The 15,579-nt window shown below is 35.0% G+C and carries 15 protein-coding genes; 6 read left to right on the top strand and 9 right to left on the bottom strand.

From position 1 onward, the window contains the following. Positions 1-8: 8 nt before the first annotated feature. Positions 9-959: a glycosyltransferase family 2 protein gene (locus DPQ89_RS15020; RefSeq protein ID WP_127717853.1), complete on the bottom strand. Its 951-nt coding sequence runs from the start codon at positions 957-959 to the stop codon at positions 9-11. 198 nt (positions 960-1,157) lie between these two features. Here DPQ89_RS15020 and DPQ89_RS15015 point away from each other — a divergent pair, with 198 nt between their 5' ends. Continuing rightward, a complete protein-coding gene (locus DPQ89_RS15015; protein ID WP_127717852.1) occupies positions 1,158-3,107 on the top strand; it encodes a nucleoside-diphosphate sugar epimerase/dehydratase in 1,950 nt (649 codons plus the stop codon). A gap of 1 nt (position 3,108) precedes the next feature. On the opposite strand, the gene DPQ89_RS15010 is transcribed toward DPQ89_RS15015, so the two are convergent. The 7 genes from DPQ89_RS15010 to DPQ89_RS14980 all read right to left on the bottom strand — a co-directional run bounded on the left by DPQ89_RS15010 (position 3,109) and on the right by DPQ89_RS14980 (position 10,495). Beyond that, a complete protein-coding gene (locus DPQ89_RS15010; RefSeq protein ID WP_127717851.1) occupies positions 3,109-4,548 on the bottom strand; it encodes a hypothetical protein in 1,440 nt (479 codons plus the stop codon). Next, the gene (locus tag DPQ89_RS15005) at positions 4,541-5,533 is read right to left on the bottom strand and encodes a lysylphosphatidylglycerol synthase transmembrane domain-containing protein (protein ID WP_127717850.1); all 993 of its coding nucleotides are present in this window, start codon (positions 5,531-5,533) and stop codon (positions 4,541-4,543) included. Before DPQ89_RS15005 ends, DPQ89_RS15010 begins: the two co-directional genes overlap by 8 nt. Then, a complete protein-coding gene (locus DPQ89_RS15000) occupies positions 5,530-6,102 on the bottom strand; it encodes a sugar transferase (RefSeq protein WP_127718298.1) in 573 nt (190 codons plus the stop codon). The genes DPQ89_RS15005 and DPQ89_RS15000 overlap by 4 nt, the downstream gene beginning before the upstream one ends. Positions 6,103-6,104: 2 nt before the next feature. Continuing rightward, the gene (wecB, locus tag DPQ89_RS14995; protein ID WP_164848453.1) at positions 6,105-7,232 is read right to left on the bottom strand and encodes a non-hydrolyzing UDP-N-acetylglucosamine 2-epimerase; all 1,128 of its coding nucleotides are present in this window, start codon (positions 7,230-7,232) and stop codon (positions 6,105-6,107) included. 6 nt (positions 7,233-7,238) lie between these two features. Continuing rightward, positions 7,239-8,309 carry a polysaccharide biosynthesis protein gene (locus tag DPQ89_RS14990; RefSeq protein ID WP_127717849.1) on the bottom strand — a complete coding sequence of 357 codons (1,071 nt, stop codon included), beginning with the start codon at positions 8,307-8,309 and terminating at the stop codon, positions 7,239-7,241. Further along, positions 8,309-9,202 (bottom strand): SDR family oxidoreductase, encoded by an 894-nt coding sequence (locus DPQ89_RS14985; protein ID WP_164848451.1) that lies wholly within the window; start codon positions 9,200-9,202, stop codon positions 8,309-8,311. Before DPQ89_RS14985 ends, DPQ89_RS14990 begins: the two co-directional genes overlap by 1 nt. Positions 9,203-9,274: 72 nt before the next feature. After that, positions 9,275-10,495 (bottom strand): glycosyltransferase family 4 protein, encoded by a 1,221-nt coding sequence (locus tag DPQ89_RS14980; RefSeq protein WP_127717847.1) that lies wholly within the window; start codon positions 10,493-10,495, stop codon positions 9,275-9,277. Positions 10,496-10,548: 53 nt separating this feature from the next. On the opposite strand from DPQ89_RS14980, the gene DPQ89_RS14975 reads away from it, so the two are divergent. Beyond that, positions 10,549-11,553 (top strand): glycosyltransferase, encoded by a 1,005-nt coding sequence (locus DPQ89_RS14975; protein WP_127717846.1) that lies wholly within the window; start codon positions 10,549-10,551, stop codon positions 11,551-11,553. Positions 11,554-11,562: 9 nt separating this feature from the next. After that, the gene (locus DPQ89_RS14970; protein ID WP_127717845.1) at positions 11,563-12,480 is read left to right on the top strand and encodes a glycosyltransferase family 2 protein; all 918 of its coding nucleotides are present in this window, start codon (positions 11,563-11,565) and stop codon (positions 12,478-12,480) included. Between the two features lies 1 nt (position 12,481). On the opposite strand, the gene DPQ89_RS14965 is transcribed toward DPQ89_RS14970, so the two are convergent. Further along, on the bottom strand, positions 12,482-13,336 hold the full coding sequence (locus DPQ89_RS14965; RefSeq protein WP_127717844.1) for a class I SAM-dependent methyltransferase: 855 nt from the start codon (positions 13,334-13,336) through the stop codon (positions 12,482-12,484). A 194-nt stretch (positions 13,337-13,530) separates the two neighbouring features. Here DPQ89_RS14965 and DPQ89_RS14960 point away from each other — a divergent pair, with 194 nt between their 5' ends. The 3 genes from DPQ89_RS14960 to DPQ89_RS14950 are packed head-to-tail and all read left to right on the top strand — an operon-like array spanning position 13,531 to position 15,571. Beyond that, complete coding sequence (locus tag DPQ89_RS14960; protein ID WP_127717843.1) at positions 13,531-14,292, top strand: 3-deoxy-manno-octulosonate cytidylyltransferase; 762 nt, start codon at positions 13,531-13,533, stop codon at positions 14,290-14,292. Positions 14,293-14,301: 9 nt separating this feature from the next. After that, positions 14,302-15,171, top strand: coding sequence for a 3-deoxy-8-phosphooctulonate synthase (gene kdsA / locus DPQ89_RS14955; RefSeq protein WP_127717842.1), 870 nt, complete (start codon positions 14,302-14,304; stop codon positions 15,169-15,171). Further along, positions 15,161-15,571 (top strand): CBS domain-containing protein, encoded by a 411-nt coding sequence (locus DPQ89_RS14950; RefSeq protein WP_164848449.1) that lies wholly within the window; start codon positions 15,161-15,163, stop codon positions 15,569-15,571. The genes kdsA and DPQ89_RS14950 overlap by 11 nt, the downstream gene beginning before the upstream one ends. The last annotated feature ends 8 nt before the right edge of the window (positions 15,572-15,579 follow it).

Below are 15,579 nucleotides of genomic sequence, written 5' to 3'. Positions count from 1 at the left end.
TTTATCTCTTAGAAGTTCACTCTTTCTTTAATGTTGTACGAAGTTTTTTCGTTTCCGCTAAAGTATGTTCTCATTAATAATTCCGAGATTAATCCTAGTAATATGGAATTAACACTCAAAGAAAGAAAAACACTCGACAAAACAAGTAAAGGACTCTGTATCATCGAAATTTTATGTAGGTACATGTGCAACATTAAAGCAAAGCTACACCCAACAGTCATTAAGAAGAAGCTAAAGCTAAAGATTCCAAAAAAGTGCATTGGCCTAGTTGAATAATGAAGAAGAAACTTAACTACGATTAAGTCTAGTATTACCTTAAAAGTTCGACTTATACCATACTTCGTCTCTCCAGCAACTCTCGCTCGATGGTTAACAACCACCTCTTTAATTCTACCACCTGCAGCTTCAGCATAGAGAGGGATAAACCTGTGCATTTCTCCATAAAGCTTAATATCTTGAATTAACTCTCTTTTAAATATTTTCAAGGTACAGCCTAAATCGTGAACCTCAACCTTTCCTATTCTTCTAATTAAATAATTTGCAATTTTTGAAGGAATTTTTCTCGATACAACTGCATCTTGTCTATTTTTTCTCCACCCAACGACTACATCATACCCGTTACTAAACTCTTTCAACATTGATGGAATATCATTTGGATCGTTCTGGCGATCACCATCAAGAAAACCTAATAAATTTCCGGTCCCAGCTTCAATCCCTGCTGCCATAGCAGCAGTTTGTCCAAAATTTCTTTTAAAGTGAAGTCCTTTCACAATTGGGTTTTTTGCCCCAATCTCATTAATAATCTCTTCCGACTTATCTTTAGAACCATCGTTAACAAAAATTATCTCGTATGAGATATTTTCTCCAGACAAAGCTTCCACTATCTCTTGATATAAATCCGCTATATTATCCTCTTCATTATAAATAGGTATAACTATGGATAAATCAAAAACCTTCACTTCTCTCTCCTAAACATATTTGAATGACAACCCTAGCAAATTTATCTTTATCTTAATATAGATAAATTATGTAAATTATTCTATTTAGGCGAGGAGCCTTGTAAAATACCTACAACTCCTCTCCTTTTATTTAGTGCAATAATATATCGTTTACGATAAAAATGTATAATAAAACTATACATAGAAGAGGCCTACGCTATGCAAAAGACAACCGTTTTGCAGAAAATTCAAAATTTTAAGCCGAAACAAAAAATTCTACTTGCTATTACAAGTGATACTTTCTTTGCTTTTACTAGTTTTTACTTTGCGCTATCTATTCGAGACGGGAATCTATTTCCTACTTATATCCCTCTTGAATATTTAATAATCATTCTTATTATAAATACAGTTGTTCAATCGTTCACATTTTATCTCAACGGTCTCTATAAAGGTATCTGGAGATACTCCAGTACTCCAGACCTATTAAGGTTAATTAAAGGTGCTACGATAGCAGTGCTGACATCAACTTCAATATTTTTCTTATTTAACAGATTGGACATGATTCCAAGGTCTGCTTTTATTATTGACTGGTTGCTTCTCGTGGTTTCCCTAGGAGGGTCCAGATTTGCTTACAGACTACTGACGGATGATCTAAACTTTGTAACCACCAAAAATTATAAAAATGCTCTCATCGTAGGTACAGGCTCTGGAGGAGAAAGGTTATTTCGAGAAATTCGCGCACAGAAGTCCCTTGAGATAAAAGTAGTAGCTTTTCTAGATGTTAATAAAACTGATCACGGAAGACACTTGCACGGTCTACCTATTTTTGGACAGCAAGAACACTACACTTCAATAATTAGAGACAGAAATATTTCAAAAATTTTCATAGCTATACCCGATGCGAGTCCAGACCTATTAAGAATGATCGTCGACTCATGTAACGATTTGGATGTCGAAATCAAAACGATTCCGAAAATGACAGACTTCTTTGGGAAGAAAAGCTACCTTTCCCAACTGAGAAATCTTGAACCAGAGGACCTTTTAGGTAGAAAGCAAGTTGTACTAGACACAACTTCAATTGAAAATATGCTATCAGGAAAGAAGATTCTAGTAACTGGGGCAGGAGGATCGATTGGCTCTGAATTATGCAACCAAATAGCAAAGTTTAAGCCAAAGCACCTTATCTTGTTTGAGCAGAATGAGTTTAACTTATACCAGCTAGAAAGGAATCTTAAAATTACATATCCACAACTCAATTACACGACTATAATTGGTGACGTAAAGAACAGGGACTCTGTTGAATGTACATTTAAGAAGTTTCAACCAGAGATTGTTTTTCACGCTGCAGCTTATAAGCATGTTCCTCTTATGGAGGAGAATCCTTATCAGTCAGTTCAAACCAATATACTAGGCACTAAAACAGTTGCCGAGATTTCAAGTAAGTATCTTGTTGATCGATTTGTTTTAATTTCCACAGACAAAGCAGTAAATCCCACAAACGTGATGGGCGCAACTAAGAGAACTGCCGAAATGGTCTGCTTGCATACGCAAAAAGAAACAAGTAAAACTAAATTTATGATAGTTAGGTTTGGTAATGTCTTAGGGAGCAGTGGGAGCGTAATACCACTTTTCAAAAAACAAATTCAAGATGGCGGTCCAATTACAGTAACTCACAAAGATATCGAAAGATATTTCATGTCAATCCCAGAAGCAAGCAGACTAGTTCTGCAGGCCGGAACTATAGGTAATGGCGGAGAAATATTTGTTCTAGATATGGGCTCTCCAGTTAAGATTGTAGACCTAGCCAAGCAAATGATAGCACTTGCTGGACTTCGCTTAAATCATGATATTAGTATTATTTTCACTGGATTAAGACCTGGTGAGAAACTCTATGAAGAGCTACTTATTAAAGAAGAGAATATTCTTCCTACAACACACTCTCTCGTGAAAGTAGCAAAATCAAGGCCTCTATCAGAGTGTTTCTACGAAAACCTTAAAGGATTAATTACAGCATCGGAGTCTAACTCACCTAGAGAGTTTAGAGAGAGCTTGAAAAAGATAGTTAAAGACTACAATCCCCAGAATACAACTGTAATTGATCAATGTTTTGAAAAAAACTCTTCAAACTTATTAAAGAATTTAAAAGATGAGTGCAAGAATATTCAATAAGTTATTTTTTCAACTTATTGAATAGCCTCAAGAGGACAAAAACTATAAGCATATTAGCTAATAAAGTTCCGAATAATAAATAACTTTGCTTAGGAACATATCCAAAATGAGAAAACCGGTACGCTACAATTTGTCCAACTAAAGATGACATAAATAAGCTACCATAACTTGCCCTGAACGCTATCCACTCAAACAAGAAACCGATTCCACCAATACAAAACATCGCAAAAAATAGAAATAACTTCGAACCAGGGTAATAAAAAAATGATACCGCCCCAGGGATTGAAATAAAGTTATTCTTCATCAAGTTAGCATGTCGATACTGGGAATTGATCATAACCCTATCATAGAAACCAAGTTTTCCCCTTTCATAGCTATCACTTAGAGCTTCTTTGAATAGGTCCCATCCAAGATCTGGATGACTTGTCGTGGCCATAGCAGCTTCAGCACCTACCCACCTATCAAGAAAGAGTAGAGACACACCTTCATTTAAGACCTCAAAATTCTTAGCTACATTAGCGCTAGTTAAAGAAGACAAAGAAATTCGTTTGGAGTTAATATACGTATTATGTCTAAGGTAGTTAACGACATATACAGATGAGCCAAATAAGGCAACAAATAGTAAACATGTAAAGAGCAGCTTTTTAAAATTTACGGGCTTATTTAGAAAACGATTATCCTCAATCCCTCCAAAAATTAATGCACTTGAATTTAAAATCATTCCCCTGGAAAACATTGAAACAGATGAGATAAATGTTTCTAAAATTGCTAAAATTATACAAAAGTAAGAAACTTCTTTTTTGAGCTTAATTTCAAAAGAAATTAACATAGCACTAACACTAGCTCCTCCAAATAAGACAAGCCACTTTATAATACCGTTCATACCAAAAGGAAGTATAGTCGATGGGATCATTCCTCTTTGATAAATACCAAAGTATAAATTAAACCATGCCCACCCTATCGAAGCTATTATCAAACAACTCCAAAGATATACCCTATATTTAGAATAGAAAGGAAGAAAACTAGTTTGATCAGCCTCCAGTAATTTCTTTTTATAGAAAAATACTTTTCTTCGTATATGATTAAAAACAATTAATCCTAATTTCGCGACTATTATAACAAGCAAAAGGTTTTCATAGGGAGCTTTTTCTACAGTAAAATGCCCTACTTCTTCTAAGTATTGACTATCCAAATAAATAATTCGAACAGACATCTTTAGCCAGAAACCAAGCCACAAAAAGACACCTATAAAAGAATCAAAAAAGATATGATCTCTTCTAAAACCTAAATAGAGTAAATAAGTCGATACAAAACTAAAGACCATATACAGAATCCAACTTCCTGGATACATATAAGCGGCGACAGAGCTGACGACAGCAACTGCTATAAAGAACAGGTATATCAATATTTTAATCGCACCTCGAAATTTATTATCAATCATTTTTATCCTTAAAATCACTTCTTAAAACACTGATAAATGGAATTGCTCCTAATAAGTTAAACACCAAAGAAAACGCAAAAAAAACAGAGAAAATATCTGCTCCATTATAAATACTAAAGAACTGAAGAAGTTTAGAGAATGCAAGATGTCCAACACCTAACCCAGAAAATGAAATTGGTAAAGTCATAATAAAAATACCAATCGGAACTACGCACAGTAACTCAATACTACTTATATCTATATTAGGATTTAGAGCATAGGTGATTAATAATATCGAAATAGAGTTTAATAATTGAAGCAGAACTGTCAAAATAAAAACAGAAGACATTTTAGTCTTATCATTCATAAAGTTTCTATTATATAGCCTAAAGTTGTCTATTCTCTCTGTATAAAACTGAGCTTTACTCAAAGTATAGAAGGAGTTAATAACTTTTTTAAGTCCTTTTACAACTAAGCTTCTAAAAATAATCATAAAGATAATAAATCCAAGAGATAGGTAGAGTCCTTTTTTTAAAATAGAGATTTGAGTCGGTACGATATCTAGAAATGTTAATGAAACACAAGATATCACCATTAAGGCCAAGACAGAAAATATCTTTGAATAAATTGAAGTATAGATACTATTATCTTTTATATTATTTTTTTCAATATACATTAACTGCTTAATTCTATAAACATCACTTATTAAAGATACTGGGCTAACACAATGGATAAATGATGAAGCCCAAGTTATCTTTGTTATACTTACTAGGTTAGAAAAATTATTCTGCTTCAACTGCAACAAGAGCATTGAGCGATAGGAACCTAGGCAAAGTTGAATAAAGGTTAAAATAAGAAAGATAGAGGCAAGTTTAAAGTTAGTAATTCCAATTCTAATATTTTCAAAATCGAATTTTTCACTAGAAATAGACCAATAAACAAAGGCAGAAGTGACAATGAGCTTAATCAAAAAAGAAATTGTTTTTTTATTTTTAAAAAAACTCAATGGGAAACCCCTTCTTTAATTAGAACTTTTCGAATAGTTTTAAGAATAATATAAATATCAAAGAGTAAACTTCGCTTGTCCAAGTACTCTTTATCAAAAAGTACTTTTTCCTCAATAGACAATTCATCACGACCACTAACCTGGGCAAGCCCTGTAAGCCCCGGAGGAATTTCATGTACTCCGCTCTTAGTACGTAACTCAATCAAGTCATACTGATTATAAAGAGCAGGACGTGGCCCTACGAAGCTTAGGTCCCCAATCAAGATACTCCAAAGTTGTGGGATTTCATCAAGGCTAGATTTTCTTAAGAAACCGCCAATAGGTGTTAAAAAAGATCTCGAGTCCGTAAGAAGATGAGTTGCAACTTGAGGTGTATCAACTTTCATCGTTCTAACTTTTGGCATAGAAAAAATCGTATTTCTAAGGCCAACTCTGTCCGACCAATATAGTATATCTCCCTTACTTGTAAGCTTAACTAGAAGGCAGACCAATAAAAAAGGAAAACTAAACACAACAAGTGCAAATAGAGCAAAGAATATATCGAAAATTCTTTTAACTAGAGGGTACATTGCTAAAGAAACTTCTTCCAAACAACTCTGTTAATATAATCTGTATAGCTTTGAATTATTCGCACGACATGTTTAGAAACCATTTTTGGAGCATAATCCTCAATTGATTCAGGAGGCAATTCATTATAGTGAGAAGTAATAAGGTCTATAGATTCTTTTACTCTACTAGACGTTAGTCCAGACATTATCACAGCCCCAACGTCCATTCCTTCAGGTCTTTCATGGGCCTGTCTTATCATAATTCCAGGAAACCCTAAAATATTGGATTCTTCAGTTAATGTTCCACTGTCAGACACTACACAGAAAGCTTCTTTCTGCATCTTATTATAATCAAAGAAGCCTAGTGGTTTTAAAAATTGAATACGTTTATCAAACTCTCTCTCCCCTAAGGCCTCTAGTTTTTTTCTAGTTCTAGGATGAGTGGAGACAATAACCTTCTTGTCATACTCTTTAGCTATAAAGTTTAAAGTATCTAAAAAGTTTTCAAAGTTGATTTCAGAGTCAACATTCTCTTCTCTATGAGCACTTACAATAAAGAATTCTCCCTTTGTTACATCCAAATCTTTTAGAACATTAGATGAGTCTATTTTTTCTTTATAATAATCAAAAATCTCTCTCATTGGAGAGCCTGTTTTAATAATTGTTTCAGGATTAATTCCTTCTTTCTCAAGATACTTTCGACTATGCTCAGAGTGAACCATATTTATATCACTTAGATGATCAACAATTTTTCGATTCAACTCTTCTGGAACTCTTTGGTCAAAACATCTATTACCTGCTTCCATATGAAATATAGGAATTTTTCTTCTTTTCGCAGAGATCACTGAAATACAACTATTAGTATCTCCATATAAGAGAATGGCATCAGGAGACTCTTTTTCAAGCACCTCATCTACAGATGAAATAACTTTAGCTATTGTGAGAGCAGGTGTTTCTCCTGCCGCTTCTAAAAAGTAATTTGGCTTACTTACTCCAAGGTCATTAAAGAAAACTTGATTCAGCTCATAGTCATAATTTTGTCCCGTATGAACTAAAATATGATTGGTGTGAGACTCAAGCTCATTTATCACTCTACTTAATTTAATTATTTCAGGTCTGGTGCCTACAATAGTCATTACTTTCAAAGTCATAAAATCTTACCTTAGGAGTTCACTACCCATATTACTAGCATCGGCCATTGAAACGTCCAACAGGTTATGCTTATCTAGCAGTGCTACTGTCATTTTTAAATCACCACAATTATCTTCGGAGCTATACTCTTTAGTTAAAACCGATTCAACCTTTCCCTCTTCTTGAAGTTCTGGAAGCATCGCTCTGATCGCATAGTAGTTTCCAACTCTTTCTGAGTGATGGATCTCTTCTTCAGATATCATAATTTCATGCATTTTTTCGCCAGGTCTAATTCCGACAACTTTCATTTCGATATCTCGATCACCAATAAGAGCTTTTGCAATATTTTCAACAGTCGCAGATGGTGCATCAGGTACAAATGTATCTCCAGGTTTACCATCTTTTAAGACAGCAAAAACTGTGTCAACAGCTTCATCTAAACTAATTAAGAACCTTGTCATATTTGGAACTGTTAATGTTACAGGACCACCTTGTCTTATCTGCTCATGAAAAAGAGGTATAACAGACCCTCTTGAAGCTAAAACATTTCCGTAACGAACACAAACATATCTAGTATCACCGGACAACACGTTCGCTGAAGTAAAAATTCTTTCTTGAACAGCTTTAGTCATTCCCATCACATTTACAGGCTTAGCGGCCTTATCAGTACTAATCCCAACAACTGTTTCCACATGTGAGCCAAACTCTCTTACAGCTCTAACGATATTTTCAGGTCCAACACAATTTGTGAGAACGGCTTGATATGGAAAGTACTCACAAGCTGGAACTTGCTTTAGGGCCGCGGCATTGATAACGATATCCACATCTTTCACAGCGGCAGAAACATCAGAGTAATTTCTAACATCACCAATCCTAAACTCTAAAGTGTTTTTAAAGTTATTGTAGATCGTCTCATCAGTTCCGTATTTCTTATGTAGATAATCTAAACGCATGTAATGCTGCTTACCTTCATCACGAGAAAAAACAATTACTTTCTTAGGAACACCATGCTCTCCAGTTAAAACTCTTCTAATAAAAGTCTTTCCCATTGATCCTGTTCCACCAGTGACTAAAATTCTTTTTCCTTCCAACATCATTATCTTCTTTCCTCTGCAATAGTATTATAGATATCCCAATCAACAGAAAGGTCATCCATTAATTCAGCTGTAGTAAATATGTGACAATTTGTTTGCGCCCTAAACTTTTCAGAACATAAACTTCTATTTATTTTAAAATCATAATCAGGCTCAATAGACTTATCCAGATCGAACTTTTCTTTAATCGCAACTAAAAGTGAGTATTTATCTATTGGATCATTTGAGATGTGATAAATCCCTGACAATGAAGTGTCTTCGATGACATAATCCTTTATAATTCTAGAAATTGTTTGAGTAGGATATCCCGAAAAGATTGCGTTCTTATATCCAGTGACATTTTTTTCAGAATCATTGATAAACCACTCTACAAGACTCCCCCTTGGATTAATTTCCCTTCCAATGATAGATGTTCTTATCGTAAGGCAGTGCTGCTGATCTTTTAGTTCTCCCATCCTCTTAGAGAGTCCATATAAATCATTTGAAAAGGAAAGACTATCCTCATCATAACTTCCCTCCACACCATCAAAAACACAATCAGTACTAAAGTGAATCAATCTTGAATTATAAGATTTGCACTTTTTTGCCAACTTATGAGGAAATAGTGAGTTGATCTCTATAGATGAAATTTTATTATCCAAAGAAGGATCAACCTTCAAGATCCCTACACAATTAATAACCAAATCTGGACGGCTTTTTGCAAATGCACTATCAATTGATGCGTCATCTAAAATATTTACATTGCTAATCACTTTAGAAGGATCAATTTTAGAGAAGCTCTTTAGATTTTCATTGAACTCAGAGCGAATAGTACCGTAAACCTCGTATTTCTCAGCAAGAGTAATCCAAACCCTATGACCAAGCATTCCAGCTCCACCAATAACTAATATTCTCATAACCCTCATCCACTCAATAATTTGGGCTTATTTTGTCATTATTTAAAGGCATTGGCAAAGGCTTTAAAGTTCTTAATTTTTAAGATTCATTAAGTTTTCAAGCTTAGTTAGAAGCAACTCTCTTTCAAAGTTCTTAAAAAAGAACTCTCTCCCATTCGCCCCCATTTTCTCTCTCTCTTCAGGTGTTTTAGAATATAATTTCAAAACTCCATCAACCAAATCCTCAACGCTAGAAGCCCTACAAGAAACTCCACAAAAGTTCTCATTAACGATATCAGCCGCCTCACCGTCCACCGATACAATTATTGGTTTTCCACTAGCAAGATAAGATTGGACTTTTGTCGGTAGCGTTATTGAAAAGATAGGATCTTTTTTCAAGGAAACTAGCAACGCAGAACTCAATGAATAATAATAAGGTATACTATCCATCGGCCTACTTCCCAGAAGGTGAAAACAATCCTCAATTCCCCTATCTATTACCTCTTTCTCTATCCAGGCCCTCTTTAACCCGTCGCCCAAGATAACCCAATGAATATCTGTGTATGATGATAACCTTTCAGCTGCTTCTACTATTATTTCAAAAGATTGGCTCGTTCCTATATTCCCCGCAAACATAATAACGAACCCCTCAGGCACCTCATTCCGAGGAAGCTTATTCTCCTCAATTAATGTTTCATAAAAAAGCTTCTCACCCCACTGCGGCCAGTATTCTAACTTAGATCGGTCAATACCTCTTTCAATCATATTCTTAGTAAAGCCCTTAGAACTTAAAAGAATCAGGTCACTTTGATCCAGCATAAACTTAACAAATCTCCCTACCAAAGATAATATTCTTGGGGAGGTAGTTACACCTGCAGCAACTAATGACTCAGGCCACAAGTCAGTAACCCAAAAATATAATTTACATTTCTTAATCCACTTCATCACAACAGCTGGGAATGCAGCAGTAACAGGAGAAAGCTGATAAATAAAAATTCTATCAAACTTCTTCCTAAGCAAGAGAATTGGGCCAAGAATTGAGGCTATTAACATAAAGGAGAGATAGTTCAACGCCAACATAATTCCCTTCTTATTTCCCCTCGGAAACTGTGGAACCCTAACTACTTTTATACCGTTGTGATTTTCAAAATATGGCCCGAGAAGTCCATATCCATTAAAGAATTTTCCAACAGGATAATTTGGAATACTTGTAAGGACTGTAACTGCATGACCTTTTTCAATAAGCCCTTGGGCTATATCATTAATCTTAAATCTTTCAGGCCAGAAATACTGACTAACAATCAAAATATTCATATATAATCTTCGCTAATGACAAACATAGTAATGAGACATACTATTAAATCTGTATGGAAAAGAGAATAATTATTTCGGCCTATAATATTCACAGTGGTGGTGGAAAAGTTCTACTTAGGGAACTTCTCTCTTCTCTTCCTAAAGAATATGAGTTTTTTATCTTTTTAGATGACCGCCTAGACATATCTATTCAAGAAACAGAAAAGATTAAAACCTTAAGAGTAAAGAATAGTTTCTTATCAAGACTTTTTGCAGAGAGAAAGTTAAAAAAAATATCAAAAAAGTTCGATTCACTGTTTTGTTTTGGAAACCTTCCCCCATTATTTAAATCTAAAATAAAAACAACAATCTACCTTCAAAATAAGTATCTGATTAGTCCTAAATTCATTTGCCGGGATAGTTTTCAAAGTGTAATCAGAATGTCTATTGAAAAGATTTGGTTTGAACTTAGAAAATCAAAAGATTACTTGTATCTTGTGCAAACAAGTACAATGAAAGTAGCTTTTTTTAAAAACCAGGGAAATGATTTCAATGTAAAAACATTTCCGTTTCTTCCGAAGATTATAGATAGAAATACCACGGCAGATAAAGACCAAGGCTTCCTTTATATTGCCTCAGATGAAAAACACAAGAACCACAAAAACCTCATTGCAGCGTGGAAGGAACTAGCTAATGAAGGCATAACTCCGTCATTAACACTAGTTATAAATAAAGGAAAACTTTCAGATCAAATCAAAGAAGCCTCTTCCGCAAATAAATTAAATATTAAAGTTATTCACGACATTAAAAGAGAAGATATTTTCAAGCTTTATACAAAATCAGAAGCTCTGATATACCCGTCTCTTATGGAGTCTTTTGGGCTCCCATTACTTGAAGCAAAACATTTTAATCTTCCAATAATTGCAAGTGAAATGGACTACGTAAGAGATGTAGTCAAGCCTATTGAAACCTTTGACCCACATTCTCCAATCTCCATTTCGAGGGCGATAAAACGCTTCATGAGTATTAACTCGGAAATTGAGATACCTTCAACTGAATCCATCTTTGATGAGCTCTAAAGGAAAATTATGACAATGCAAATAGGATGTATAGTTCCAACAAAAGACAGACCTGTTGATATAAAAAACTTGCTCAATTCTCTTGCATCACAAAAGAGAAAACCTGAAGTCATAATCATAGTTGATGGTTCAGACAATCCTGTGAAAGAGGTTGTCGATCAATTTTCTCAACAGTTAAATATTATCTATAAGACTCTTCGTCCTCCTGGTCTTGCAAGACAGAAGAACAAAGGAATTTCACTCATTCCTAAAGAAATTGACTGGGTAGGTTTCCTGGATGACGACCTTGTCCTAGAAGAGGATTGTATTTCAAACCTTTTTGACTATTTATGCTCGGATAAAGAAGTGAAGGGTGTTGGTCTAAGTATAAATAACCAACCAATTGTTAAACATGAGTCCTTAAAGAAGTTACTTCTATTAGATAAAAAACCAGGAGGAAACTTCACTCTATCAGGTTTTCCATCGGCAATCAGGCCAACTGGCCAAAACCTTCAAGTAGAATGGGTTTACGGGGGAGCAACCTTCTGGAAAAAAGAAGTATTATCGCAATATAAATTTGACGAGTGGTTTTCTGGGGTTGGCTATCTTGAAGACGTAGATTACTCCTATCGAGTATCTCGAAAGAATAAAATTGTAATTAGAAATGAATGTCGATGCTGGCACTATCATCATGAAATCAATACGGAAAGGCTACCACTACTCGGTCAATGGCATTTTGTTGCATGGTGGTATTTTGTATCAAAGACTAATAACTTCAATAAATTTCTTACGATTTATTCAATGCTATCACTAGCATTATTTAATCTTGCTATTGGACTAATTCTAAGGAACAAAAGAAGTTATAATACATCGCTAGGAAACTTTAAAGGTCTTAAAACGATTCTTTACGGAAATACTCAAGACTTCAAAGGCTTTCAAAAGAAATAATCTATTTAACTCTTCTCGCCCAGAATGAAGACACCCTATGTTCTGGAATATAATATGGAAAAGTTCTTTTTAACTTATCCTCATATGTTAGCTGCATATATCTAGAAGCCCACTCTATTTTAAAAGAATCATTAAAAGACATAAATGATTGTAAAAAATAAGACTCATTCCAGAAGTACATAGCTCCCTGTACCCACTCTTTCCAATATTCTGCTGGAAAAAAAATATCGTGCCAATGGATAAGGGCTCCAACCTTAAGAGAAGGAACTATCTCTAAAAGCTCGTAATTTACATCGCTACCTATCTTGCACACGTGAGAAGAGTCAATAAATAAAAAATCACAATCGCTAAAAAAATGAACAGGAACATCTTGGACTTTTTCAACATGTAGGTGAAAATCTTTGTCCTCAGCTTTATCTAATATTTCGTTTCTTGGAAAAGGTTCAATAGAGTGAAAAGTAAAATCAAAGCCTTCCTCCCTATTTTTCTTCAGGGCTTTAAGCGAGATTAAGGTCGTATCTCCAGCCCCAATCTCAATCATAACTCTAGGCTTATTCTCTCTTACAAATGCATATAAAACATAAGCATCCATAATAGAAAGGCCTCCATTTTCAGAAGGAGTGTACTCTGCTTTATATTTCTCAAAAATATTTTCTAAATTACCAACTTGCTTATCGTCTCTCCAGTCTATACCTTTACAAGAATACTTCTTCGAAAAGTCTTCTGCTATAATCTCACTGCTATCAGGAACCGGAGAATAGTAGTGAACAGGCATGATGTGAGTTTTCAGATATTTTTCATTAAAATAGAACATTTTTCTTAGCAGTTTATTATAAGCTCGTGCAGCAACACTCATTTGAAATCCTTGATAAGTGTTAAAATCTAAATCATAAAGAATTTTATGTAAAATAAATTCTTTTTAAGAGACTATCTCCCCTATAAGACTCACGGCACAATATTATTTATGGCTTAAATGAAGTGATTTTCTTGATATTTACATCGTCTAAAGATACTCTCCAGAAGCTTAAAATAAGTATTTTTGGAGATAAAATGAAAATAATAGGTGTTATACCTGCAAGGCTAGGCTCTTCAAGATTTCCCAATAAACCTCTAAAACTCATATCTCAAATCCCCATGATCGAACACGTTCGCAGAAGAGCATTGAGAGTACCTTCTCTATCAGAAGTCTATGTTGCAACTTGCGATAAAGAAATCTTTGACCTCGTGGTTTCCAATGGTGGAAAAGCGATAATGACAAGCTCCGAACACGAAAGATGTACAGACAGGGTTCACGAAGCTATTCAAGAGCTCAACGCAGATATAATTGTTATGATCCAAGGTGACGAACCTCTATTCCTTCCCAAGACCATAGAGTCTCTTCTTATTCCATTAAAGGAAAATCTATCTCTTGGTGTATCCAATGTTATTCACCCTGTATCGAACCCCGAAGAACTTAATGACCAAAATGTTGTAAAGGTTGTAATTAACAAGAAGGAGCAAATGCTTTTACTCAGCAGAGCATGTATCCCCTCAAAAAAGTACAATCCAGACTTTACGTATTATAAACAAACAGGACTCATGGCATTTACAAAAAAGTTTCTAAGTGACTATAGCTCTCTAGAACCTACTCCCCTTGAAATACAAGAATCTATCGACATGCTCAGAGTCCTAGAACACTCTAGGCCACTTCAAGCAGTTATTATTGAAGGTGACACAATTGGTGTTGACACACCTGCAGACATAGACAAAGTCGAGTCTATACTCAATACAGACAAGCAACAAAATGAATTATTTAAAGCAATAAATAATTAAGGAAAATATATGAAAACAATCATTGTAGGCGATGACAAAGTAAAAAAAGTTGAAGTTGGTGAAAACTTACCCCTTGCTCTAATTGCAGGCCCATGCGCAATTGAAACAAGAGACCACACGATGAAAATGGCTGACATGCTTCACAACCTTTGTGAACAACTAAACATTCCTCTCATTTTCAAAGCCTGTTATGACAAAGATTGCAGATCTTCAATAAAAAGCTTTCATGGTGTAGGCCTTGACGAGGGACTCAAAATCCTTCAGGAGGTTCGCGAATCATTCGAAATACCAGTTACTGCAGACGTCAGCGACGCATCCTGGGCAAATGCCACAGGAGAAGTAGTAGACCTTGTTCAGATACCTGCTTACCTATGTAGACAAACAACCTTACTTACAGCCTGTGGTCAAACAGGAAAAGCACTAAACCTAAAAAAGGGCCAATACATGAGTCCTTGGAACATGAGAAACTCTGCTTCAAAAATCATTGATGCGACAGGAAATGATCAAATTATTCTCACAGATAGAGGAACTTTTTTTGGCTACAATATGCTCGTCAACGACTTTAGAGGACTTCCTATAATGAAAGAGACTGGCTTTCCTGTTTGCTATGATGCAACCCACTCGATCCAAATGCCTACAAGCCAAGGATCGATCTCGGGAGGGCAAAGAGAGTTCATTCCTGCTCTGGTAAGGTCGGCTGTTGCTAACGGTATAAACGCTCTATTTATGGAAGTACACGATGACCCAGACAATGCTAAAAGTGATCCTGCAACTCAAATTGACTTCAAATATGTTGAGAGGATATTAAGGCAAGCTAAAGCAATTCATGAATTAAGGTCAGAGCTTTTTGAAAAATACGGAGAAGATGATGTTAAGTAATATTTTAATTGAAGAAATCTATTTGAAAGGACAAGAGAATATATCAATCAAAGAAACAGACATGTTTCACGAAGCACTTGAAGTTCTTAACAAGAATCACTGGGGCGCTGTTTATATTACAGACAATAAGAAACTGATTGGACTTTTTACTGATGGTGATGCCAGAAGAGTATTCACAAGTAATCAGGCACCAATAGCAATGCTAAATTCGCAACCTATTTCAAAATACATGACTAAAGCTCCTATCTCTTTAAGTCCTAAGACAAGCGTCCAAGATGCTATAGAGCTTTTCAATGATAAACTAATTCTTGTAGCTCCAATTGTCGACGATAGCCACAATCTACTTGGTGTAATTCACTTACAGCATTTGACCAAAGCAATACTAAAACTTATTAAATAGGAGTTTGG

Origin of the sequence: Halobacteriovorax sp. HLS (assembly GCF_004006665.1) — a bacterium.
GTDB lineage: Bacteria > Bdellovibrionota > Bacteriovoracia > Bacteriovoracales > Bacteriovoracaceae > Halobacteriovorax.
The sequence above is the reverse complement of the archived record's forward strand: the minus strand, read 5'-3'. Positions and strand labels throughout refer to the sequence as shown.